The organism is Arthrobacter sp. CAL618 (genome assembly GCF_000468215.1).
In the GTDB taxonomy this organism is placed as follows: domain Bacteria; phylum Actinomycetota; class Actinomycetes; order Actinomycetales; family Micrococcaceae; genus Arthrobacter_D.
Map to the genome: position 1 here is coordinate 8,439 of NZ_ASZW01000171.1, position 20,864 is coordinate 29,302.

Sequence of the window (20,864 nt, forward strand, 5' to 3'; positions counted from 1 at the left end):
AGGGGTACCCGACCGGGCGGTGAGTTGCCAATGATTATCTAGCGGTTGTCCCGGCGGCTGTCGTCGGTGAGGTCGGCGTCAGTGTCGGTGTCGATTTGTTCCTTGCGGACTTCCTCCGTCACGGTTTCCTGATCGGTGACGGTTTCCTTGCCCATGCGGACACGTTCTACCGCAACGGTTTCCTTGTCCACGACGGGGGTTTCGGCGTGAAGGATCACTTCGTGTTCCTCTTCGCTAATGTCCGGCCCCGAGGTAGCGTCACCGCGGTTGGCATCGGTGATGGGCTCGCGCTCAATGGTCACTTCCTCACGGCTGACCGGCACCGTCTTGGTGACCATTTCGGTCACCACGTGCTTACGCAACCTGGCCCGACCGGTTTCCCGGCTTTCGGTACCAACGTGTAGGCGTTCCTCAGAACGAGTCATCGCGTCATCAGTGGTCGGACCGGACGTGTCATGGCCGACAACACCGGACTCGCCGACATTGTCATTGCGTTCGTCGGTGCGCTGGAAGCCCTGCTCGCCGCGCGTCGTCGCCGACTCGTCATACGTGCCGGCCTCGTCGTAGGTTCCGGTGCCGCTGGGGCTGCTCAGTCCATAGTGCTGATAGAGCCGGCTTTCTTCCTCGACGGAGAGGTCGCGGTCGGGATCGACCCGGGGGGCGTCTTTGATCTGGTCTTTGGTGTACCCGACCCGGACGTCGTCACCGTCGACGCTGGCGCCTTCCAGGGGCGCGAAGGATTCCGAGGTGCCGAACATGCCGGTCTTCACGGTGACCCAGCTGGGGTTGCCGGTCTGGTCATCCAAGTAGATTTGACCGACTGAACCGACTTTGGTGCCATCGCTGTCGATGACGTTTCCGCCGGTGCTCAGAAGACGGTCAATGTTTTCCTGCGTAATCATGGTCTGCTCCTTGCTATCTAACTTCGGTGATGTGCTGGACAGTGCGATTGTGCGGGTGGAGTCTAGTAGCGGTGCGCGCCCGGGCCCTGAGGCTCGGTCTTCGCTGCCTGCTGCTGTGCCTTGGTTTTGGCCTGCTGGGCCTGGTCCTTTACGGATGGCGCGCTCTGGGCTTGTTCCTTGATCTTGGGGGCTTCTTCTTCAGCCTTGGTGAGGTAGGTTTCCCAGCGCTGTGACATTGGCTTGATCAGCCCGCCGCCAACACCAACCACGATCACGCCGACAATGGCTGTGAGGACCGCGATGAGGATCGGGGTGGTGACGGTGACAGCGATGTCCACCTGGTTCAGCGCGGCGATAACGCCGATACCGATGATGAAGATGCTGGCAATGTTCGCCAGAGCCTTCCCGTAGGAAAGGCCGCCTAACGTGTTCTGGATTAGTCCCTTGACTGCTGCCGCGATCGCCGAGGCGATGATGACGATGATGATGGCAATAATGACCTTGGGCAGGAACGCGATGATACCGGCCAACAGGTCACTGACCGGGTTGGGCCCGAAAACGCCAAAGGCGAACTGCAGCACGAATAGCACCAACGTGTAGTACAGGATCTTCGCGATGATGTCGCTGGCATCCATCGAGGACTTATCCAACGCCTTCTTCACACCGCCGCGCTCCACCAAACGGTCGAACCCAACTTTTTCCAACACCTTCGAAAGTGCTTTCGAGATCGCCTTAGCGACTAACAGGCCAACAATGAGAATGACGAGGAAGAGCAGCAGCAATGGCACAAACGCCACCACCGCGGCCAACCCGCCCATAAGTGTTTCTTGCACAAAAATCTCCTAGTAGTCCGATCAACTTGCCTTGCGTTTTCGTCCCGAGGGGCCAATCCGCACTGCGCTTCAGTCCAACGGGGTCTTAGCCCCGGGATCTGTAGTCCCTAACAGTAAGTGCTAAACGACTTAATAGAAAGCCTGCTTATTAAAAGGAAGACTAGCGAAAATGAGATCGTGTCAGATTGCGTTAGGTCAAGAGCGATCCCGGCGTTACTCGTGTCGTATCCGGGATGTTCAGGCGGGGGAGTGGGGGGCGCCTTCAGTATCGATAGCCGCAGTCATTTGCCCAAGAAATTTGCTGACCGTTTCGGCTTCGGTGGGGGTGAGGGATTGCGCAACGGCAAGCATGCGCTGATAGACGACGCTGAAGGTTCGGTAGACATCAGTGTTCTCACCCATTGTGGGGATCAGGACCAGCGCGCGTTTGTCGGTGGGGTGCGCCCCTCTGGTCAGGTGACCACTTTTTTCCAAGCGGTCGATCAAGGTGGTGGTGGACGCCGTGGAAATGTTCAAGAGCCGGGAAAGGTCTATCGGCCGGAGGGCCCGGTCTTCGTGGTCTGCCTGCAAGAGATGCGCCAGAGCTGAAAGATCAGTGTCATTCATCTCCATAGAACCTTGCATTCTGTCCCGCTGCGCCTTTTCGGCGGCATGGTATGAGCGCAGGATATTCAAAACCTGAACACCATCCGCCCGGTCCGGTGCTGGGGCATGCCCGCACTCAGCTTGAGCAGAAGCGCGGGGCGGAGCCATTCACTAAGTCTAGGCCGCGAGTCAGGCATACAAGAGTGTGACCAACACACTGTCGACGCCGGAAGTGACCTCCTTGCACGCCAGGCGCAGGGCCTCCAAAGCACGAGCCACTGCTGGCTGTCTCCTAAAGCCTTACCTCCACTTCGAGGTTCCTGCCTGACTGGATACAAGGCGCACCTCTTTCCATCACGCCTTATGTGATGTGAAATAGTAAGTAGGCTTTGCGTCTACTGGTGAAGAAGCCCGGCAGTGGGCGTGAAGCCCCAGCACGCAGCCGATTTAAGAGAACCCACATCCAAGAAGCTTTGCCTACCAGTAGCTGCTGAGACTGGGACGGGGAACACCGGCCGTTGTCTTTCCCGAGTGATAGCGATAGCACGTGAGAGGAGTCCCATGTCAGATCTAGAGAATTGGTCAACCGGGCGCCTCCTGAGCACTGCTGCTCGGCTGTCCGAGCGGGTACTGAATAAGGCACTATTGGAACTTGGCGTCACCCCCGCTGGCATCAACGTTTTGACGGCGTTGAACACCCACGGCCCGATGGCCCAGAACGAGCTCGCGGAACTCATGCACGTTCAACCTCAAACAATCGGCAGAACTATCGAGCGTTTGGAAGCGTCAGATCATCTGACCAGAACTCGCAGCGGCCCGGACCGAAGGGTGCGGATGGTAGCCATCAGCAGCAAAGGCCGGACAGTACTGGAAGAAGCGCAGGACACCGAAAAGAACCTCACCAACGTCGCGGACTCGCAGGGCTATGAACTGCGCCGCCCCCTTCAGGCAATCATCCGGTATCTGACGTCGATCGCGAAGTAGACGGATCGTGCTGAGGGCTCTCGAAGATGCCAGGGCATAGACCCCGAGGATAACCCCGTTCACCGACCGTCCCGGGCATGAGCCACGCGTTGTGTACCGTCATCATGTGCCCTTTCTTACTGTGAGGCTGTGCGCTTCAGCAGTGCTGATCAGCCGAGGGTTTCTCAGCATCGAGATGGTGGTCAATCTGGTTAAAGGTTTACGGAAAGGCCGGAGTGCCCTAGGCTCGAAAATGTCGGTTTAGCAAAGAGCCTGCAGGAAACGCTTACCTTGTGGAGCACCTCATGGACCTCAAATCCCCAAACATTCTCGGCACAGACACCGATCGAATTCTCGAAGAATATCGCCTTTCCAATAGCTCTCCGGAGACTTCCGCCCTCTCAGATTGCGACCTCTACGCACTTTTCGATCTGGGCGACGACGAGCTGCCCATGCTTCCAGCAGATCTTTCCGAACTCGCCGTCGAAGAATTGGTTAGCCTGTGTAACCGGATGTTTCGGGAGATGAATAAAGACTTCCCCCGCTTCGGTGCACGCGAAGACTACGGAATCCTCTCCGACGAGCTCAACCACCGATTGGGACAGCACCCTCAGTGATGACACCCGCCTGAACCACGAAAAATTGTCACGGACCTGACCCCATTGCTGCCGGTCCTGCCAAATTCTAACCGTGCGGGGTGCGGCGAGTAGCTCATTCGAAGTGGGTTCGGGCGCTTTCGCCTCCGCTAGAGGTAACGAGTTGCGCGGCGAGATCCCGCAATTTGATGTTCCGTGTGCTTGAAGCGGATTTCAGGATTTCGAACGCCTCATCTTGGGTGCACCGGTTCTGTCCCATGACGATGCCCACCGCCAGATCAATGGTGGTGCGGGATTCTAAAGCATGCGCTAGATCGTTGGCCCGCTCGGTGCGTTCCGCGACCAGGACGGCTAACCGAAACGCTTTAGAGGTTTGACGAACATGCGCCTGCACGATGTCCCGCATGGACCCTTCGAAATAGTTCGGCTCTCTCGAGTACAGGTTCATCGCTGCTTTCGTTTCCCCTTCAAGATCGAACGGGATGGCCAGCGACGAGAGTATCCCTTCTTTCACCATGACTGGCGTGTACTCGGGCCACCGCTTTTCCGTGCGCATATCGGCGACGTAGATGACGGTCTGTTCACGAGAGGCTCGGAGGCATGGCCCGTCACCATATTTGTACTGGATTTCGTCGGTTTTCTGCGCTTCGGCGCTGCTGCTGGCAACGGTGCCGGCCCTGCGATGACGTAACAGGGTGATCCCACACAGAATGTCTTGATCATTCGAGAGGGCCTGTACCGAGAACCGGACAAGTTCGTTGAGGAATTCGTCGACGTCGCCGGTATTCAGGACCAGGTCCTGCATGTAATCGCCGAGGGAAGAGCTATGAGGATCCGTCATTGGGTCTCAACTTCGGTCAGGTCCGAAAATGTGGCTCAATGGTCCCCGCCGTGATGGGCATGTACGGAGGGGACGATTCAGACGCAGTGACGAACGTGTAAGCGGCCGGGGTCTGGGACCGCATGACCACAGCCTACCTACCAACCTTGTGTTCCTGACGATGGAGGTCCGCGAAGGCGTCCGCCAAAACAAGGACCTCACACGGTCAGGGAACGGTTCACTTCGGCCTCGGCTAGCTGTGGTGGCTAAGACCGGCGTTCCATGATCAGAGTGACGTATTAGAACGTTATCGGCGTTCCGCGGAACCAAGGGCGAGTGTCAAGCAGGCCTTCAGCAGTCCCTACCGCGCTAGCGATGAGGGGCAGGCTTGATTTAACCCTGCTTCCCTTTTGCACCGGAGGCAGATGGTGGCGGTTTTGGTATAATAAAACATGTCTTAAGGCTCTAAAGCGTGTTTTAAGGAGGTTGTAATGGCGAAGCGAACGGTTCCTTTGCGCCCCCATGTTCAAGATGCCCTTACAGTTTGGGGGCATCTTATCCGGCAGGGGCGAATCGATCGAAAATGGACGGCCAAGGAACTTGCTGCGCGTGCGAACGTCTCGGAACAGACGGTGCGCTCAGTTGAGGCCGGGGGGCGGGGCGCTGCCGTCGGCACGATGATGGACCTTGCAGACCTCGTAGGTGTGCCCATCTTCGGAGTGGAGGATCGCTCCGAAATCGCGATTCGTCGTCAACGAGGCGAGGAGATGCTCGCTCTTCTTCCAAGCCGTGTACGCCGACCGAAGAACCGAAGTACTGATGACGATTTCTGAGGAGCTTTACGTCTGGACTTGGCTACCAGGCCAGACCGAGCCGGTAGTGGCCGGGAGGGTCGAGCAGTCCGGTCCGCTCGTGACATTCGTCTACGGACTGAAGTACCGGGCCCGGAAGGACGCCATTAGCCTGTTCACCCCAGAGCTTCCGCTGCGGCCTGGCGTTCAAGAACCAGCAGATGGGTTGAACATTGCTGGCGTGCTCAGGGATGGAAGCCCGGACAGGTGGGGCCGCGGTGTCATTGAAAGACGACGGGGTGCCGCTCCCAATTCTCTCACTGAAGTCGATTACATGCTGAGTTCCAGCTCGAACCGTTTCGGGGCATTAGATTTCCAAGTCAGTCGTGTGAACTACATACCTCGAGATGAGTCGGCAACCCTTGAAGAGTTGCACAAAGCGGCAATCACCCTTGATGAAGGGGGGGAGCTATCTGCAGTGTTGGACGCGGCGATACTACATGGCACGAGTCTTGGAGGCGCACGCCCAAAGGCAACGCTTACTGATGAGGATGGAAGCGAATGGCTCGCAAAATTCTCGTCTTCAGACGATCGCGTCTTCTCAGTGGTGAACGCCGAAGGCGCGATGCTTGAGCTCGCACGTGGGGCTGGCTTGAACGTGCCCGAGAGTAAGGTCATCTCATCTCTCGGTAAGGAGGTCCTCCTAGTCAAGCGATTCGATCGAGATGGAAGCGGTGGACGGCGCCACGTGGTGTCAGGTCTAACGATGGCGAAGACGGATGAGATGTATGCCAGGTATGTGTCTTACCCACAGATTCTCGACGTGCTTCGGATGTACGCGAACGATGCGACTCAACCAGGCCCAGAGCTATTTCGGCGGATAGCGATGAATATCGCTATCAGCAACAATGACGACCATGCCCGGAATCACGCCGCGTTCTGGAACGGAAAGGATCTGGAATTAACCCCGATCTACGATCTTGCTCCGGGGCAAAGATCAGGTGACACATTCGAGCAGGCGATGCCGTACGGGCGAGGTGACCGCGGCAAAAAAGTCTCAAACTTCGCAGTATTAGTGAGTGAATCCGAGACCTATGGGCTGAACCTGGCAGAGGGCCGGGACATCATCGACCATCTTGTGTCGAGCATTCACGACAGCTGGGACACAGCTGCTGAAATAGCGCGATTGAGCTCTGCCGACAAAAAGCTGCTCCGGGAGAAGCAGGTGCTGCCGCGAGCAGCATTTTTTGACTATGAACCAGAACCGTTGTAGTGGCGCCCGAAGGTTATGGACGGAGCCCTTGGCTTCTCCTTGGATTGTGTCTTCGCGAAGGTGAGGGGCGACATATTAGTGCTGCTAAGCCAAGCGTCGATTAGTTGGGAAACTGTCAACCCGAAAAAGTAGTGATTGGAATGACGGAACAGCGCGAACCGCGACATATTTCAAAAGACGTTAGCTCCTAGCACCATGGGCTGTTATCGGCGTTTTGTTGAAGCAAGTAGAAGGGTGAACCGACCCTTCCGTCGCGGAAGGGCTGCATGAAACCTGTGGAGTTTCAGGGACAAACGGGGTAGAAGTCTTGCAATGGGTAAGATCAACCTCAATGGCAAGCTAGCGAACCCGGCTAATGAGAGCGGTTTAGGAGGGTAGGCCTGAGAAATAGTGCGCTCCGGCACCTCGGGGTGTCGATCTAGTTGAAGACAATTCACACACCGGGTACACCTAAGACACAGGCCCGGGCTATTCATACAAACAAGGGACGAGCCGGGGCAGAATGAAAAAGCTTAAGATTGACCTCACCAACTGTCACGGAATACATCGCCTTGATTATGAAATCAGCTTCAAAGACGCGAATGCTGCCGCAATCTATGCGCCGAACGGTCTGATGAAGACGTCATTCGCCCGAACCTTTGGCGACCTCTCCCATGGCGTGGAGTCTTCCGATCATCTCTTCCCAGAGCGCAAAAGCTCAAGGAAAATAACTGACCAAAGCGGCACCGCCGTCGATCCCGATCAGGTCGTCGTCATCGTCTCCTATGACGAGGAAATGGGGCCGACCGAAGAGACATCGACACTGCTAGTAGACAAAGTCCTTCGCGATGAGTACGAGCGGCTGCAGCGTGGAATCAATGAGGCGCGAACAGAGCTCGTTGCTGCTTTGAAGACGCAATCATCCACCAAAAAGGACGTCGCTCGGGAAGTGTCGCTCGCGTTCACGCGAGACGACCAGAGCTTCTTCCGCTCACTGCTCCGCGTGGAAGAGGAGGTTCAAGAAGAGGACGCGCCTTACGCGGAGCTGCCATACGACACCGTATTTGACGACAAAGTGCTCGCTCTCCTCTCAGGGAAGGACTTCGCTGAGACGCTTACTGACTACGTGCAGCGATTCAACGAACTTCTCGATGTCTCCACCTACTTCAGCCGCGACACCTTCAGCTACTACAACGCCGAGACGATCGCGAAGAGCTTGGGCGCGAATGGCTTTTTCGACGCCAACCACTCGGTCGTACTCCACGACGGAGCCGATGGCGCCACCGTCGGCAGCCAAAAGGAGCTAGCCGACCTCATCAAACTGGAGAAAGACCGGATCAGCGAGGATCCCGCCCTCCGCAAGACTTTCGCCGTGATTGAAACGAAGCTCACTAAAAACGCCGAGGTCCGCCGCTTCTGGGACTTCATCTCCGAGAATCAGATGATCCTGCCCGAGCTCGTAAATGTTGAAGGATTCAAGGAACGGGTGTGGAAGTCATACCTTAAAGCGAATGAGGGGCTCTATAGGGAAGCTGTCGAGCGTTTCCGGGGCGCCGAGGCCCGTAAGAAAGAGATCCAGACTGCGGCGGTTGAGCAGCGAGGGCAGTGGGAAGAAGTTATTGATATCTTCAACCGACGCTTCTTCGTTCCCTTCACGCTGACGGCGAAGAACCGCACCAACGTCGTTCTCGGTCTCGACACTGTGGCGAAACTCGGATTCGAGTTCGAAGACGGTGATGACAGCGTTCAAGTGGAACGGGACGATCTCCTAGAAGTACTCAGCACAGGAGAGAAGAAGGCGCTCTACATCCTCAACGTGCTGTTCGAGGTGGAGCGGCGGAAGAACGAGCCTGGCAAGACGATTTTCATCGTGGATGACATCGCGGACTCGTTCGATTACAAGAACAAGTACGCCATCATTCAGTATCTGAAGGACATCGCTGATGTCGACAACTTTCGCTTGGTAGTTCTGACGCACAACTTCGATTTCTACCGAACGCTAGAGAGCCGATTCATCCCGTACAACCAGTGCTTAATGGCGCAGAAGACTGAGGAAGGCGTCGCGTTGGTAAAGGCGGCGGGCATCAAGAACCCGTTCATCAAGGATTTCAAACCTAACTTCTTCACCGACGCAGGTAAGAGAGTCGCGGCTAGCCGAGGTTCTGCAAACGCACTCGCCTGTGAACATGCGCGTGCGCGCGGTTTCAGTCTACTCCCATCTGTGGACGGTGACCTTGCCGACTGTGCGGCCGTTCTCGACCAACTCGTGCGCCTCGCGGAGTGTGGTCGGTGAGATCGGCGCGAGTGTCGTTGTGGCCGTGGTGCGGATGCGGCCCTGATCTACAAGGTCAGCGACAGTGTTCAGGAGCTGGTGCTGTTCAATCATGTCCGGGGTCTGCCTGAGCGGGCGGGTGAACATCAGTTCCCAGTGCCAAGCGATGCTCTTGCCCTTGAGCGGGAACACGTCGCGCGGACCGTCGTCAATGGCGACAATATGCCCGAACGCTCGAACGATCCGCGCATAGGTTTCGATCTGCCCCGCGGAATGCGCGGTGAACAGCCAGTCCACGCCATCCTGCGCGACGGCGAGCACCTGCTCAGCCAGGTCGTCGCGGTGGTTCACCACATGCTCCGCGCCCAGGTTGCGCACCCAGGCGGAGCGTTCATCGTCGGAGGCGGTGGCGATCACGGTGACGTTCGGCAGGAGCGCGTCGGCCAGTGCCAGCATGATCGATCCGACTCCGCCGGTCGCGCCGATCACCAGCAGGGTGCCGGTCGAGTCCTCGGTAAGGGCGAGCCGCTCGAACAGGGTCTCCCAGGCGGTGATCGCCGTCAGCGGCAGCGCAGCAGCGTCGGCAAACGACAGCACCTGCGGCTTGCGCCCCGTAATCCGCTCATCCACAACATGCAGGCGCTGGTTCGTACCTGGCCGGTCGATGCTGCCCGCGTAGTACACCTCGTCACCCGGAGCGAACAGCGTCACCGCTGAGCCGACCTCGCGCACCGTACCGGCGGCGTCGAAGCCGAGCACCTTGAACCCGTTCGCAGGAGCGCCTTCCCGCAGTTTCACATCGACCGGGTTCACCGAGACCGCCTCGACCTCGACCAACAAGTCATGCGGTCCAAGTTCGGGCACCTCGACCTCGCGGGCGGTCAGCGCCTCGGGGTCGGTGGCGGGGAGGTTCTTCTCGTATCCGATCGCAGTCGTAGCCGTCATGCCAATTATGGTTCCCCAGACCTACTGGTTACCGTCAAGGCAACCTAGTACCCATCGGATACCATGAACGTATGAGTCAGACCGTGGATGAGTGCGACCGGAACGACGTGTACGCGGCCATGTGTCCGTGCCGCGACATGCTCGACCTGCTCGCCAACAAGTGGAGCGCCCTGGCCATCGGTGCGCTCGAAGACGGGCCGCAACGCAACGGGCAACTCAAACGACGCTTGGAAGGCGTCAGCCCCAAGGTGCTGTCCCAGACCCTCAAGCGTCTCGAAGACCACGGCCTGCTCACTCGCACCGTCTACCCCGAGGTTCCCGCTCGCGTGGAGTACGAACTTACTGACCTCGGACACAGCGCAGCCGCCCCGTTGAAGCATCTGCGCGACTGGGTTGAACACAACGTCGGAACCGACCAGTAGCGACCCCCTCGGCGCTACATCGAGCCAGGAGTCCCGGCCTCCGCGTAATACCGCGTCAACACAGACGAGGCGTCGCGGTCGCCGTCACCGGACACGACAGAGTTCAGCAGGTACCGGTACCCGTCACCGGTCGTCATCACCCTAATTGATAACGTCACACCTAGAAGGTGCGAAGTAACCGACGCGCGAGCACAGGAGCGCTTCTGTCATTTCGAAGGCGAGACTTCGCGCGATTGGGATTCGCCGGGCCATCCTTCTTCTCTTTCGTCGAACGTCACCGCAACACCGTGTCGCTGGGGTTCGTGAAATCTTCTTCCGGAAGCGAAACCCAGGTACTGCGCCATGAGGAACTCGCCGCAGCGATGCACAGGCGTTCGACAGTTCGGTCGCACGAACCGATCGTTTGTTAACGGACGGCACTGTACGTCGATCGAAAGTCGCGCCGACACCCCCTGCGAATTCGCGTCGCGGGATAGTTTGCCAGGATCCGGCGATCAGCGTGGTGCGCATCAAGGAGGTGCGCAGCGGCCTCAGCACGAGGAGCCTGCCCGCGAGGCCGACCACCCCGCCCCTAGGAACGGTAGGAGTGCGACGTCGGGGCGAGCTGGGGGCCACCCCCCGAGACCGAAAGTAGCACCGCAGCGACGATAAGCGCCACGCCAACCAGGGTGGTCGTCAGCTCCCCGACCAACGAACCGATCCATCCGCGTTCCTGGAGGTCTCGGAACATCCTTATGCTCAGCCCGAACGTTCCGTTCGAGCTGCGAACCGATCGTCTCGATGCGTCGTGGCAGACGCCTCAGCTGTCCACCGATGACCTGGAGTTGCACGCGGCCGTCGGCGAACATCTCCCTTGAGTCCATCGCCAGACGTATGAAATGAGGAGTTCGAGCAAGGGCCCGATCGACCAAGTCGTAGTCGGCAACGAGCTGGCACAGCGTTCCCTCGAGTGACACGAAGGAAACGACTGGCGTTCTCCTCCGCTGTTGGGGACGTCGGGTCGGCTGAAATAATGGCCGGGACGATACGGTGGCGAGTCAGAGCGCCGTGATCCACCGCGCGATCTCGTCAGCGAGCTCGTCGCTATTGTCTTCGACCATCAGCATGTGGCCGTTCCCAGCGAGAACAGGCAGTTCGGACGACCAGAAGGTGACGGCGGCGCCCTGATCGGTGAGCCAGGCCACGATGTCCTGATCCAGCTGCGAGGGGTGGTCGGTATCGGCTCCACCCGTGAAGACGAGAATCGGCTTGTTCGTGAACGCGTCGGTCGGCCCGATCCTCATTTGGCTCCCACCGATGTTCTGACGCTGATAAAGCATCCGGGCCGGGATCGGCCGAAGGGTGCGGCGGAACACCTCGATGCACTCGCGGGGGAACCGCCGGCTGGGTCCGATGGCCTTGTCGTTCACGAAGGCGCTTGTGGGTTCCCAGAAACCCATCTTCGGGATGGTCCAGTCGATGGCCGCTCCACGGATGGAGACCTCCTGGTCGGACTCCCTCACGATCTCGGGCACCGCCTGTACATTTCCAGGCGGGCCCGGAGCGACGGCTACGAGCCCGTCGATGAGATCGCCATGCGTCTCTAGGAGGCGGAAGCCAATCGGACCTGCCATCGAGTGCACGACCAGCACGACGTTCCGGCCGAGACCAGAGAGGAACACGCCCATCCCTCGGCACACGCTCTCATAGTCCAGCCGCGCAGACGCCGCACGATCATCGACGTGTTGGGCCGCCTCATAGGACAACCCCAGCCAGTCCACCACCAGCACACCGTAGCCAAGCGATACCAATCGTGCCGCCCAGCCCTGTCGGCCGTCGGGCGTCTCGAGATAGCACTCCTTCGAGACACCACCCCCGTGCACGAGGACGATCCACCGAGCAGGCGCACCCGACGGCGCCAGTTCGGTGTACGAGATCGGCGCGACGTCGTCTGGGCGTGAAATCGAATCCATAGCTTCCCCAGGCCTGTTAGGCAATGACGGCGTCGAGGGCCCGTGCGAGCCTCTCCGGATGCGTGAGCATCACCAAATGGCTTCCGTCGATCTCGATCGTGCGCGGACTATCAAGCCGCCCGGCCGCGGCCTGGTAGATCTCAGCGGGAACGGCCTGGTCCTGAGCGAGGAACACATAACTTGACGGGATGCTGCTCGCCCAGAACTGGTCGAGGCGGATCGGCTCATTGGACCAGCCTGCCGGCGTTGGGACGAGCCTCGGCTCGAGCGCGGCGAGCTGCTGCTGCTCGAACGGGGACATGTCCTGCATAGACGCGGCCCAGAGCTCAGGCGGCATGACGATGGTGTTGTCGTCGGACTGACTCGCAAGCGCCTTCATCGCTGCGACCAACGGATCGGGGAGCACGTCGTTAATGGTCTCGCCGTCGCGCAGCACCCAGGCGTCGACGAAGACGACCCGGCCGATGCGCTCGGGCATCGCCTCAGCGACGAGTTGGATGAGCGGACCTCCGCCGCTATGACCGACGAGCACGATGTCGAGCTGGGTGAGCTCTCTTACCTGATCGATCAGATCGCGCGCCATCATGCTCATCGTGACGCCGGAGCGGTCCACGTCACCGTCTTCGAGACCGCGCAGCGTCGGCGCGATCACCTCGTGCCCCATTCTGCGCAATTCGTCGGCGACGCCGTCCCACGCCCAGCCGCCTACCCATCCGCCGTGCACCAGTACGATCTGCATTGATCATCCTCTTCGCATATTTATCTGCTGAGCAGAACTTGTTCCTAACTAGAAGACACAATAGCTTGCGCGGCGCCAACAGTCCAGCATGGCTCGAGCTCTCTTCAGAACGCGCCGAACGACCCCTGCACCAGGTCGCAGGGGAAAGAGACGACGAGCCTTCAGGAGGTCAGGTCGGCCAGACGTACGGCTGCCTCATCGAGGAGTGCGACGAGGGTCTTCACCTTGCGGGGAGGCAAGCGGAACACCGGGGCAGATGCGTTGATCGCCAACCGCAGCCCGCTCGCCGAGGGAACGGCCACGGCCACCGAGGCCACGCCCTCCTCGCTCTCCTCCCGGTTCGTTGCATAGCCCTGCTTCGCGACAAGATCCAGTTGTGCGAGGAGCTCGGTCTTGGTACGGATCGACTGCGGAGTCACCTGTGAGAGTTGCTCGTCGGGGTAGAGACGGTCCAATTGTTCTCGCGGGAGCTGCGCCAGGAGAACCTTTCCCGTGGAGGTGCAATGGGCCGGCATCTCCTTGCCCAACCGTGAAGCGACTCGCACCGCCGTCGTCGGTTCCGCGACCGGGGTCGTGCCCGACGTGAACCAGATCCAGCTCAGCCCCGACATCGCCCGTACCGTTCCTCGACGCGCGCACGAGGTGCTCGGTATCGTGACCGAGAGCTGGAGCCCGCTCGGCCGCGGGCCCGAGCTGCGGGAGAACCCGACGATCGTGCAGATCGCGGCGGACGTCGGACGAACGGCGGCACAGGTGGTGCTCCGCTGGCACGTGCAGCAGGGCCTCGTGCCGGTGCCGAGATCGTCAGACCCCAAACGCCTGGTCGAGAACCTCTCGGTCTTCGACTTCCGCCTTAGCACCGACCAGATGGCCACGCTTGCGTCCCTCGACAACGGCGAAGCCGCCGCGCGGGACTCTGACCTGCCCGAGAACGGTCATTAGTCCACCAAGAACACCAAAATCGTCACCGATCTGGTAAATTCAGCGCGCTCTGGAGACGCAGCAGAACGCCTCGCGCGGCTCCTGGACATTCGACTACACGCAGGACCGGCTCTCCGCCATCATGCGCTGCACACACGACCGCTGCCTCGAGACCGCCGACGAATACGGCTCGCCAGGCTTGCCCGGTGGACTTCGGCGACTGCGCGAAGCAACTGACCGGCGGCGAAGGTGATGGCTCGAACGTAGGCGCGATCTGCCTTGCTCGCCTCACCTTCGGCTCGCTCGACAGCCGCGTCCAAACCATCGCGAAGTCGCGTGCACTGCAGATGGCGGCGAGGGAGAGAGTAAGTTCTGCAGTGTGCCCGATCGGGAACAGGGGGTGGGCTTTAGTACCCCTGCCCGAATTCGCGAAGTCTGGGCCACAGATCGCCGCCGACGACGCCGAAGACCCCTACGTCCGCCAGCATGCCGCCGAAGCCCTGCTTGAGATCAACGAAGACCGGAAAGTCAACGGCCGCTACCTCGCCGTCAAGACCCGACAGAACCTCGCCCGCCTCACCGACTTCGCCGAACACACCCGTCGGTTTCCCTGCCTCTTCCGCCTCGATCAACGCCACCTGTGCACCCCTATCAGCGGGAGCGAGGGTCTCGGGAAGCTTCTCAAGCCGACGGGCAACTCGCTCGGCAGTGCTTGCGAATCGGCGGTACGGACGACCCAACTGTTCGCTCGTGTTGGGGTCCTGGCCGTGCCCCATGAGACGGCGGAGCTGCTCCTCGCTGACCTCACCACCGGGTTCGACGGCGCCAGAAATGTACGCGAGACCCGATCCGAGCCATGAGCCCGGCGGCGTGCTGTTCAGTCGTTCAGCCGGTGGAGCCAGTAGCCGGGTTCGCGGCGCTCGTGGGCGTAGGCGAGGATCAGGATCGTGTCCGGCTCCACCGTGTAGACGATGCGGTACGGGTATCCGCGAACGGCCTTGCTGCGGATCACGGTGCCATCGTCAGCGGTCGTGAATGGTGGGGCGGCGTTCGGCCATTGGTCGAGGTCTTTCCGGGCTTGCCTTGCTCGGTCGATGAGCGCAAGGCCGATCCCTGGCTCCTGGTCTTCGTACCAGCGCACGGCGGCGTCGAACTCCGCGACGGCCTCGGGGTGCTCTCGCTGGGCCAAGGTCATGCGGTGAGCAAGGCGCGCAAACGCTCGTAGTGCTCGTCGGCATCCACCAGATCGACCGCACCCTCACGCACCTCGGCCAGTCGCCGGGTAGCCTCGGCACGCCAGGCTGCATCGACCTCGCTCTCGTCGTCTGCATCATGGAGGCTTTCGAGCAGGGCGTTAGCGACGACCGCGCGCTGATCGGCGTCGAGCGCGAGGCCGTCTCGGATCAGAGTTGCGGTGTCGGGTGTCATGTATTCAAGTGTACGTCGAACGGCCGACAATCGCGCTGGGCGTCTGTGGCTCGGGTTGCGGGGCTGCTGTGAACGTCACGCCGACGCGACGTGCTGCTGATGCTCATAGGCCGCGTGCTGGCCCGTCATGTCGCGGGTCGTTGCGCCGCGGGTCGCGTTCGGTCGGCTCGCGGAGTTGCCGTTCGCGTTCGGCGAGTGCTTGCTGCCTTGCTTCGTGCTCGGCGCGGGTGGTTTCGATCCGTGCGGCGGCGTCGCGGATCGGTAGCGCGCGGAGGTAGTCGGCCTCGGCTCGGAGCGCGGTGGCTTGCTGGTGCGCCTGTCCTGCTTGCTGTGCTGGGTTCGGCAGTCGCATCCCGACCCGGTGGCGCATCACCGCCTGCGGCCCGTACTCGCTGACCAGCAACGCCCGGCGTTCCTGCTCGTGCCGCTGCCGCAACTCGTCACGGTCGGCTCGCGCGGCCTCGACGTGCTGGGCGGCGTCGATCACGCGGGGATCGGCCTCGGCGCGACGCTCGGCCTGTCGTGCCGCCCACTCGGGCAGGGTGTCGGTGGTGCGGGGTGGTTCGCCCCATGTTTCGCGCACCCGTGCCCGAACCGTCCGGGTGTGCTCGCTCGTCTGGCGGTGCTCCGCGCGGGCCTTGCGCCTGCCGAGCCTGCCGACGGTGGCGAGTCGGCTGCTTGCGGCGGCCTCGCGCTCGACAGCATCGAGATAGGTGGTGCCGTCTGCCTCGGCCTGCACCGTCAACGGTTCCGCGATTTCGGCACGGATGCGCGCCGCCTCGTCCTCGGCGTGGCGGAGCACGTCGGCGTGCTCGTCGTCCTCGGTCTTGTGTGTTGCGCGCTGGGCGTCGAACCTGGCAGCGGTCTGCTCCCAGCGTTCCGCCGCACGTTCGGCTCGTTCGGCTTCGGCGGTGAGGCGGGCGAGTTCTTCGGTGATGAGCTGCACGGGGCCATCGCTGACGAGGCCTTGCACGGCGTCGATGGCTTGGGCGGTGGCGTGGTCGAGGCCACGGTCTGCCGGGTCGCGTTCCATCGCCTCAACGAACCGCGCCCGCGCATCCGCCATATCAGCGGCGACGACGTGGAGTTGGTTCTGTTGGCGGCCTCTCGTCATGCCGACGTAGACGCCTGCCGCGCTCGTCGCCTCCGACAAGGCCGTGTGGGAGGCATCGACGGTTGCGCCTTGGACGCCGTAGGCGGTCGCGGCATACGACAGGTGCGCCCACTCGCTCACGTACTCGGCGGGGAGGGCGACGGTGCGGCTGTGCTTGCCTCCGCCGCTGACTTCGCGGGCGTAGACGCTGCCCTCGTCGGTCACATGCTGCACGATCCATTGCTGCCGGTTTGCCACGCCGAGGTCGCTGCTGTTCTTCCGGGTCTGGATCAGGTCGCCAGCGCCGATGCTCAGCCCGTCGCTGCCGGTCGTCGTCATAGTGTCGTCGACCTCGCCGCGCTCGACCCGCCCGGCGCGGATGTGCTCGTTCAGCTCGGTGGCCTCGTCGTTGGTGGCGACGGTGATCGCTTCGCCGTCGTGGGCGTGGGCGGTGATGTGCTCGCGGGCCGCTTCCTCGTCGGCATGCAAGGTCACGAGGCCCATCGTGGCGAGTCGGTCGAACACGTCGCCGGGGTGCTCCCGGTCACGCATGACCAACGTCAACGCCGCATACTCGGCATCGGTGAACCTGTGGAGTTCGGTCATGTCGTAGGTACGGCCACGAATCTGGGCGGCCATGTCGAGCACCCCGCCGCGCCCGACCGCCGGGAGCTGCGCCCGGTCGCCCACGAACGCGACCGACGCGCCTGCCTCGGCGGTGACGGTCAGCAGAGCGAGGGCGGTGTCCTGGTCGAGCATCCCCGCTTCGTCCACGATCACCCGCTCACCCCGCGACAGCACGGCGTCGTTTGGTGGGCCGGTGTAGATGTTCCCGGTTGCAGGGTCGGTGTCGCCGGGTGCGAGGCGTGTCCATACGCCGTCCTCGTTCCACCGCCACCCATGCGCATACACGAGCGCCGCGACGGAGGTTGCGGGCACGCCGAGTTCTTCGTGGGCGACCTGCGCCGCACGCAACGTCGGCGCAACCACCCGCGAGGATCGCCCGTGCTCGGCTGCAACCTCGATGGCGACGCCGAGCATGGTGGTCTTGCCTGCGCCCGCCGCGCCCTCGACAATCACGAGCGGGTTGGTCGAGGCGACGGCAGCGGCGGCCACGGTCTGCCCGGTGTCGAGTCCGGCGGCTTGCGCAGCGTCGGTCACGTCGGGGTGCTTCGGCTCCCGTTCCGGCGTCGCGGCGGTGAGTTGGTCGCGGAGTGCGGTCTCGGCGGCGACGACGCCAAGGCTGGTGAGGTGGGCGACGTGCTCGGGTTGCACCATGCCCGGCGGCAGCACCGAGAAACAATCCGAGGCGGCGAGTCCGGTGGCGAGGTCGATGAACTCGCGCAACTCCGCCGGGGTCGCTTGCACGCCTGCCTCGGTGGTGATGCGGGTGACGTGCTCTCGCACGGTGTGCGGTGTCCAGGTCGATGCAGCCGCCGCGCAGCGATCCAGCGCACGACTGGCGACCTGTTGCACGCTGAGGTCATCCAGCGATGCCGGCGCAACGGTGTCGGGGTGCTGCAAGCTCTCGGGGTGGTAGCCGGCGTCTCGGAGTTCCTGCTGCCACCACTGCTCGTTCTTCAAGTCCGCCGGTTTCTTGCCGGGCCGCTGGAACGCCCACGCCGCGTCCTGCATCCGAGCGGTCAACACCGGGCCGGGCGTCTCGCCGGGATGCTTCGCTTGCCACTCGGCCTCCATGCGTTCCAGGTTGCGTCTGATCTGCGCCGACCGCTTCGACATGACGGCGTTGAACGGCTCCAACTCCACAACCTCACCGCTTACGGGGTCGAGGGTCAGGCCATGCTCGGAGAGCGTGGCGGCGAGCTGGGGGTGCGCGGCGATCACCGCCGTACCGAGAGCACGGATCGCGCCCTGCTGCTGGAACAACGCCGCCGTGGTCAGCGCCCGCCACTTCCCGCCCGCCCACACCCTCGTGCCAATCTGGAAATGGATATGCCGGTGCGGATCACCCGCACGACTCGTCTTGTGCGTGATCGCGACGGTCTGCATGTGCTCGACCGGCAGCACCTCCTGCGCGCCGCGCGGCCCCGCCAACGTGACCGAATGCTGACCAAGGAAGTGCTGAATCTCCCGCGCCGCATCCCGCTGCGTCGCGTCCAACGCCTCGGACACGTCCGGGTGGAGTGCGGCGGCGACCGACAGGCTCTTCGGCGCGTTGATCGTCATCTCCGCGAACAACGGCGACCCCCGACGCACCTTGCCCGGCTTGCGCGGGGTACCCATCGACTCCCCGGTGTCCGGGTTCACCCAATCGACCCAGGCTTCGTACTCATCCGCCGACAGCGACCGAGCAGCGGTGACCTCGCCGGTCGCGTCGATCACGGCGTACTCGGCCACGGCCTGGTCTGCGCCGAGGTAGTACTCGTCAGCGCGGGAGCGGTCGGCCTCGACATAGGCGCGCGCGGCAGCACCGCTGCCGTGGAACAGCTTCACTCCACCCTTCACTCTGGCCTCCCTCACGAGTCGTCTCGTGAGAGAGGTGCGCACTACGGCCCCGCCGTAAAATACGTGCCTCACTGAGATAGGGGGCAGATGACTGATGGAGCCGAGCGTCAGCGCGAGAGCGTCGCACAGAGTGTCGCTGGCAAGAGTTGGCGTCACAAAGTTCGAGGGAACTTTCGGAGTTCGGTTCGATGAAGTGACTAGTCTTCTCGGCGAACTTCGTGACCTGATTACTGCCCGATGAGTCTTCGGGCAGCGGTGACGACGGAGGCACGGCGGCGTGCGTGTTCGGCGTCGCTCTCGGCTCCGGTGATCATGCGGGCGACCTGCGGTACCGCTGACCACCATCCGGCGAGTGAGAGCACGAGGAACATCAGGTGGTCGGCGTCGAGGTCGCTCGTTACTGTGCCCTTGGCCTGTCCGTCGGTCATGGCGGCGACTTTGTATCCGTAGTATTCGCGCCGCTCGGCCTCGTCGGGTACTTCGGTGTCGAAGACGAGCCCTTCCCAGCGCATGAGCCTGCCGAGTTCGGGGTGCTCGCGGTGGTAGTCGTAGACGCGCCCGGCGTAGTCGCCCACGTCCTCGGTTGCGAATGATTCGACGGGCACGTCGCGGGCTACCTTCGCCAGTTCCTCGCGCAGTACGGTGGCGAAAAGTCTGTCCTTGCCCCCGAAGTGCGTGTAGACGCGCTCCTTGTTCACCCCGGCGGCCTTGGCGATGCGCTCGATGGTCGTGCCGTGCGGCCCGTGCGCGGCGAACTCGGCCACCGCCGCGTCGAGGATGCGGCGCTTCCTGCCCTCAACATCCCAGCCCATCGTTCCCACCTCCCGTCTCGTGCGGTAAACCCAACGCTCACGTTGCGTCTTCGCGGTTAGCCTACTACAGTCAAATCCAACGGAAACGTTGGATTTGGAGTGGTGGTGTCTGCGAACTCGACGGAACAGATAGCGGGAGCAGGCGAGGCGCGCGAGCACCCGGCAGGGAACGGCGTGGTCGTGCTGCTCGTGGTCACGGCGCTGCTGGTGCTCACGCAGTTGTACGCGGCAATCCCGCTGATCGCCCCGATCGGTGCGGAACTCGGCTCTGATGTGACGTTCGCGCTCTCGACGGTGTTCAGCGTGTGCTATGCGGTCGGGTTCCTGATCTGGGGGCCGTTGGCCGATCAGTACGGGCGGAAGCGGATCATGCTCATCGGCCTGGTGTATCTCACCGTCGCGACCATCGCCTGCGGCTTCGCCTCCACGGTGCCGATGCTTGCTGCGCTGCGCGGGGTGCAGGGGGTGATGGCGTCGAGTTTCGCGCCGGTTGCGCTCGCGTATCTGGCCGAAGCGACCCCGCTGAAGCGTCGGGCAACGGCGATCGGGGCCATGTCGACGGCATTCCTCGTTGCCGGGATCGCAGGCCAAGTACTCGCCTCCGCGCTCAGCCTGACGTTGGGCTGGCAGTGGGTGTTCATCCTCTCCGGCATCATGCTCGGCCTCGGCATGATCGGCGTCGCCGTGCTCGTCACCGAGCCGCACAGTCGCAGAGACGATGCGAGCCTGGTGCGTCGCTTCGCCGTAGTCGGGAGGGTCGCCACACGCCCCTCGGTGCTGCTACTGAGCCTCGCGCACCTAACGCTGCTGTTGTCGTTCGTCGGCATGTACACCGGCCTCGGCCCGCACCTGACCGACCTCTGCCTGGACTCATCGCAGGTGATCTGGCTCCGCCTCGTCGGGCTGCCGGGCATGTTCGCCTCCCTCTTCGCGGGCGCTATTGCGAAGCGTCTCGGCGGCGCGGGGGTTGCACGTGCCGGGTTCGCCCTCGCCGCGATTGGGCTGCTGATCGAAGCCGCACTCTCGGCATCCCTCGCGGGCACGGCGCTGGCGAGTCTCGTGTGAGTCACTG

General features: G+C 62.1%; 24 protein-coding genes. 9 read left to right on the forward strand and 15 right to left on the reverse strand.

Going from position 1 to position 20,864, the window contains the following annotated elements:
* Positions 1 to 38 precede the first annotated feature (38 nt).
* The 3 genes from K728_RS0110540 to K728_RS0110550 form a co-directional block, all read right to left on the reverse strand.
* A complete protein-coding gene (locus K728_RS0110540) occupies positions 39 to 902 on the reverse strand; it encodes a DUF2382 domain-containing protein (protein ID WP_024476669.1) in 864 nt (287 codons plus the stop codon).
* Positions 903 to 964: 62 nt separating this feature from the next.
* Complete coding sequence (locus K728_RS0110545; protein ID WP_024476670.1) at positions 965 to 1,735, reverse strand: mechanosensitive ion channel family protein; 771 nt, start codon at positions 1,733 to 1,735, stop codon at positions 965 to 967.
* A 237-nt stretch (positions 1,736 to 1,972) separates the two neighbouring features.
* Positions 1,973 to 2,341, reverse strand: coding sequence for a MarR family winged helix-turn-helix transcriptional regulator (locus tag K728_RS0110550; protein ID WP_162148045.1), 369 nt, complete (start codon positions 2,339 to 2,341; stop codon positions 1,973 to 1,975).
* Between the two features lie 540 nt (positions 2,342 to 2,881).
* Between K728_RS0110550 and K728_RS0110555 the strand changes: the two genes are divergently transcribed.
* Together K728_RS0110555 and K728_RS0110560 are read left to right on the forward strand one after the other, a co-directional pair.
* Positions 2,882 to 3,304 (forward strand): MarR family winged helix-turn-helix transcriptional regulator, encoded by a 423-nt coding sequence (locus K728_RS0110555; protein ID WP_024476672.1) that lies wholly within the window; start codon positions 2,882 to 2,884, stop codon positions 3,302 to 3,304.
* A gap of 284 nt (positions 3,305 to 3,588) precedes the next feature.
* Positions 3,589 to 3,900, forward strand: a complete 312-nt coding sequence (locus tag K728_RS0110560; protein ID WP_156911276.1) for a hypothetical protein — start codon at positions 3,589 to 3,591, stop codon at positions 3,898 to 3,900.
* A 94-nt stretch (positions 3,901 to 3,994) separates the two neighbouring features.
* On the opposite strand, the gene K728_RS0110565 is transcribed toward K728_RS0110560, so the two are convergent.
* Positions 3,995 to 4,720, reverse strand: coding sequence for a GAF and ANTAR domain-containing protein (locus K728_RS0110565; protein ID WP_024476674.1), 726 nt, complete (start codon positions 4,718 to 4,720; stop codon positions 3,995 to 3,997).
* A 470-nt stretch (positions 4,721 to 5,190) separates the two neighbouring features.
* Between K728_RS0110565 and K728_RS0110570 the strand changes: the two genes are divergently transcribed.
* The 3 genes from K728_RS0110570 (at position 5,191) to K728_RS0110580 (ending at position 9,035) form a co-directional block, all read left to right on the forward strand.
* Positions 5,191 to 5,532, forward strand: a complete 342-nt coding sequence (locus tag K728_RS0110570) for a helix-turn-helix transcriptional regulator (RefSeq protein WP_024476675.1) — start codon at positions 5,191 to 5,193, stop codon at positions 5,530 to 5,532.
* Positions 5,519 to 6,763, forward strand: coding sequence for a type II toxin-antitoxin system HipA family toxin (locus tag K728_RS0110575; protein ID WP_024476676.1), 1,245 nt, complete (start codon positions 5,519 to 5,521; stop codon positions 6,761 to 6,763). Before K728_RS0110570 ends, K728_RS0110575 begins: the two co-directional genes overlap by 14 nt.
* 502 nt (positions 6,764 to 7,265) lie before the next feature.
* A complete protein-coding gene (locus K728_RS0110580; RefSeq protein WP_024476677.1) occupies positions 7,266 to 9,035 on the forward strand; it encodes an AAA family ATPase in 1,770 nt (589 codons plus the stop codon).
* On the opposite strand, the gene K728_RS0110585 is transcribed toward K728_RS0110580, so the two are convergent.
* Positions 8,952 to 9,959 (reverse strand): zinc-binding alcohol dehydrogenase family protein, encoded by a 1,008-nt coding sequence (locus K728_RS0110585; RefSeq protein ID WP_024476678.1) that lies wholly within the window; start codon positions 9,957 to 9,959, stop codon positions 8,952 to 8,954. The genes K728_RS0110580 and K728_RS0110585 overlap by 84 nt on opposite strands.
* Before the next feature lie 71 nt (positions 9,960 to 10,030).
* Here K728_RS0110585 and K728_RS0110590 point away from each other — a divergent pair, with 71 nt between their 5' ends.
* Positions 10,031 to 10,381 carry a winged helix-turn-helix transcriptional regulator gene (locus tag K728_RS0110590; RefSeq protein WP_024476679.1) on the forward strand — a complete coding sequence of 117 codons (351 nt, stop codon included), beginning with the start codon at positions 10,031 to 10,033 and terminating at the stop codon, positions 10,379 to 10,381.
* A 14-nt stretch (positions 10,382 to 10,395) separates the two neighbouring features.
* On the opposite strand, the gene K728_RS22370 is transcribed toward K728_RS0110590, so the two are convergent.
* The 5 genes from K728_RS22370 to K728_RS19135 all read right to left on the reverse strand — a co-directional run bounded on the left by K728_RS22370 (position 10,396) and on the right by K728_RS19135 (position 13,683).
* Positions 10,396 to 10,518: a hypothetical protein gene (locus tag K728_RS22370; protein WP_267189609.1), complete on the reverse strand. Its 123-nt coding sequence runs from the start codon at positions 10,516 to 10,518 to the stop codon at positions 10,396 to 10,398.
* Positions 10,519 to 10,952: 434 nt separating this feature from the next.
* Positions 10,953 to 11,111 (reverse strand): hypothetical protein, encoded by a 159-nt coding sequence (locus K728_RS20940; RefSeq protein ID WP_005054937.1) that lies wholly within the window; start codon positions 11,109 to 11,111, stop codon positions 10,953 to 10,955.
* Positions 11,112 to 11,418: 307 nt separating this feature from the next.
* Positions 11,419 to 12,333, reverse strand: coding sequence for an alpha/beta fold hydrolase (locus K728_RS0110605; RefSeq protein WP_024476680.1), 915 nt, complete (start codon positions 12,331 to 12,333; stop codon positions 11,419 to 11,421).
* A gap of 16 nt (positions 12,334 to 12,349) precedes the next feature.
* Complete coding sequence (locus K728_RS0110610; protein WP_024476681.1) at positions 12,350 to 13,072, reverse strand: alpha/beta fold hydrolase; 723 nt, start codon at positions 13,070 to 13,072, stop codon at positions 12,350 to 12,352.
* A gap of 161 nt (positions 13,073 to 13,233) precedes the next feature.
* Positions 13,234 to 13,683, reverse strand: a complete 450-nt coding sequence (locus K728_RS19135; RefSeq protein ID WP_084423838.1) for an IclR family transcriptional regulator — start codon at positions 13,681 to 13,683, stop codon at positions 13,234 to 13,236.
* Between K728_RS19135 and K728_RS0110620 the strand changes: the two genes are divergently transcribed.
* Together K728_RS0110620 and K728_RS22705 are read left to right on the forward strand one after the other, a co-directional pair.
* On the forward strand, positions 13,565 to 14,014 hold the full coding sequence (locus K728_RS0110620; RefSeq protein WP_024476682.1) for an aldo/keto reductase: 450 nt from the start codon (positions 13,565 to 13,567) through the stop codon (positions 14,012 to 14,014). The genes K728_RS19135 and K728_RS0110620 overlap by 119 nt on opposite strands.
* A 49-nt stretch (positions 14,015 to 14,063) precedes the next feature.
* Positions 14,064 to 14,246, forward strand: coding sequence for a hypothetical protein (locus K728_RS22705; RefSeq protein ID WP_168212703.1), 183 nt, complete (start codon positions 14,064 to 14,066; stop codon positions 14,244 to 14,246).
* 154 nt (positions 14,247 to 14,400) lie between these two features.
* Here the strand turns inward: K728_RS22705 and K728_RS20945 are convergent, their stop codons facing one another.
* The 5 genes from K728_RS20945 to K728_RS0110645 all read right to left on the reverse strand — a co-directional run bounded on the left by K728_RS20945 (position 14,401) and on the right by K728_RS0110645 (position 19,792).
* Positions 14,401 to 14,979: a relaxase domain-containing protein gene (locus tag K728_RS20945; protein WP_174524654.1), complete on the reverse strand. Its 579-nt coding sequence runs from the start codon at positions 14,977 to 14,979 to the stop codon at positions 14,401 to 14,403.
* Positions 14,871 to 15,188, reverse strand: coding sequence for a type II toxin-antitoxin system RelE/ParE family toxin (locus tag K728_RS0110630; RefSeq protein WP_024476684.1), 318 nt, complete (start codon positions 15,186 to 15,188; stop codon positions 14,871 to 14,873). The genes K728_RS20945 and K728_RS0110630 overlap by 109 nt, the downstream gene beginning before the upstream one ends.
* Positions 15,185 to 15,421 carry an addiction module protein gene (locus tag K728_RS0110635; RefSeq protein WP_024476685.1) on the reverse strand — a complete coding sequence of 79 codons (237 nt, stop codon included), beginning with the start codon at positions 15,419 to 15,421 and terminating at the stop codon, positions 15,185 to 15,187. Before K728_RS0110635 ends, K728_RS0110630 begins: the two co-directional genes overlap by 4 nt.
* Before the next feature lie 103 nt (positions 15,422 to 15,524).
* Positions 15,525 to 18,968, reverse strand: coding sequence for a MobF family relaxase (mobF, locus tag K728_RS0110640; RefSeq protein ID WP_200951266.1), 3,444 nt, complete (start codon positions 18,966 to 18,968; stop codon positions 15,525 to 15,527).
* Between the two features lie 239 nt (positions 18,969 to 19,207).
* Positions 19,208 to 19,792 (reverse strand): TetR family transcriptional regulator, encoded by a 585-nt coding sequence (locus K728_RS0110645; RefSeq protein WP_024476687.1) that lies wholly within the window; start codon positions 19,790 to 19,792, stop codon positions 19,208 to 19,210.
* 189 nt (positions 19,793 to 19,981) lie between these two features.
* On the opposite strand from K728_RS0110645, the gene K728_RS19140 reads away from it, so the two are divergent.
* Positions 19,982 to 20,857, forward strand: a complete 876-nt coding sequence (locus tag K728_RS19140) for an MFS transporter (protein WP_272944188.1) — start codon at positions 19,982 to 19,984, stop codon at positions 20,855 to 20,857.
* The last annotated feature ends 7 nt before the right edge of the window (positions 20,858 to 20,864 follow it).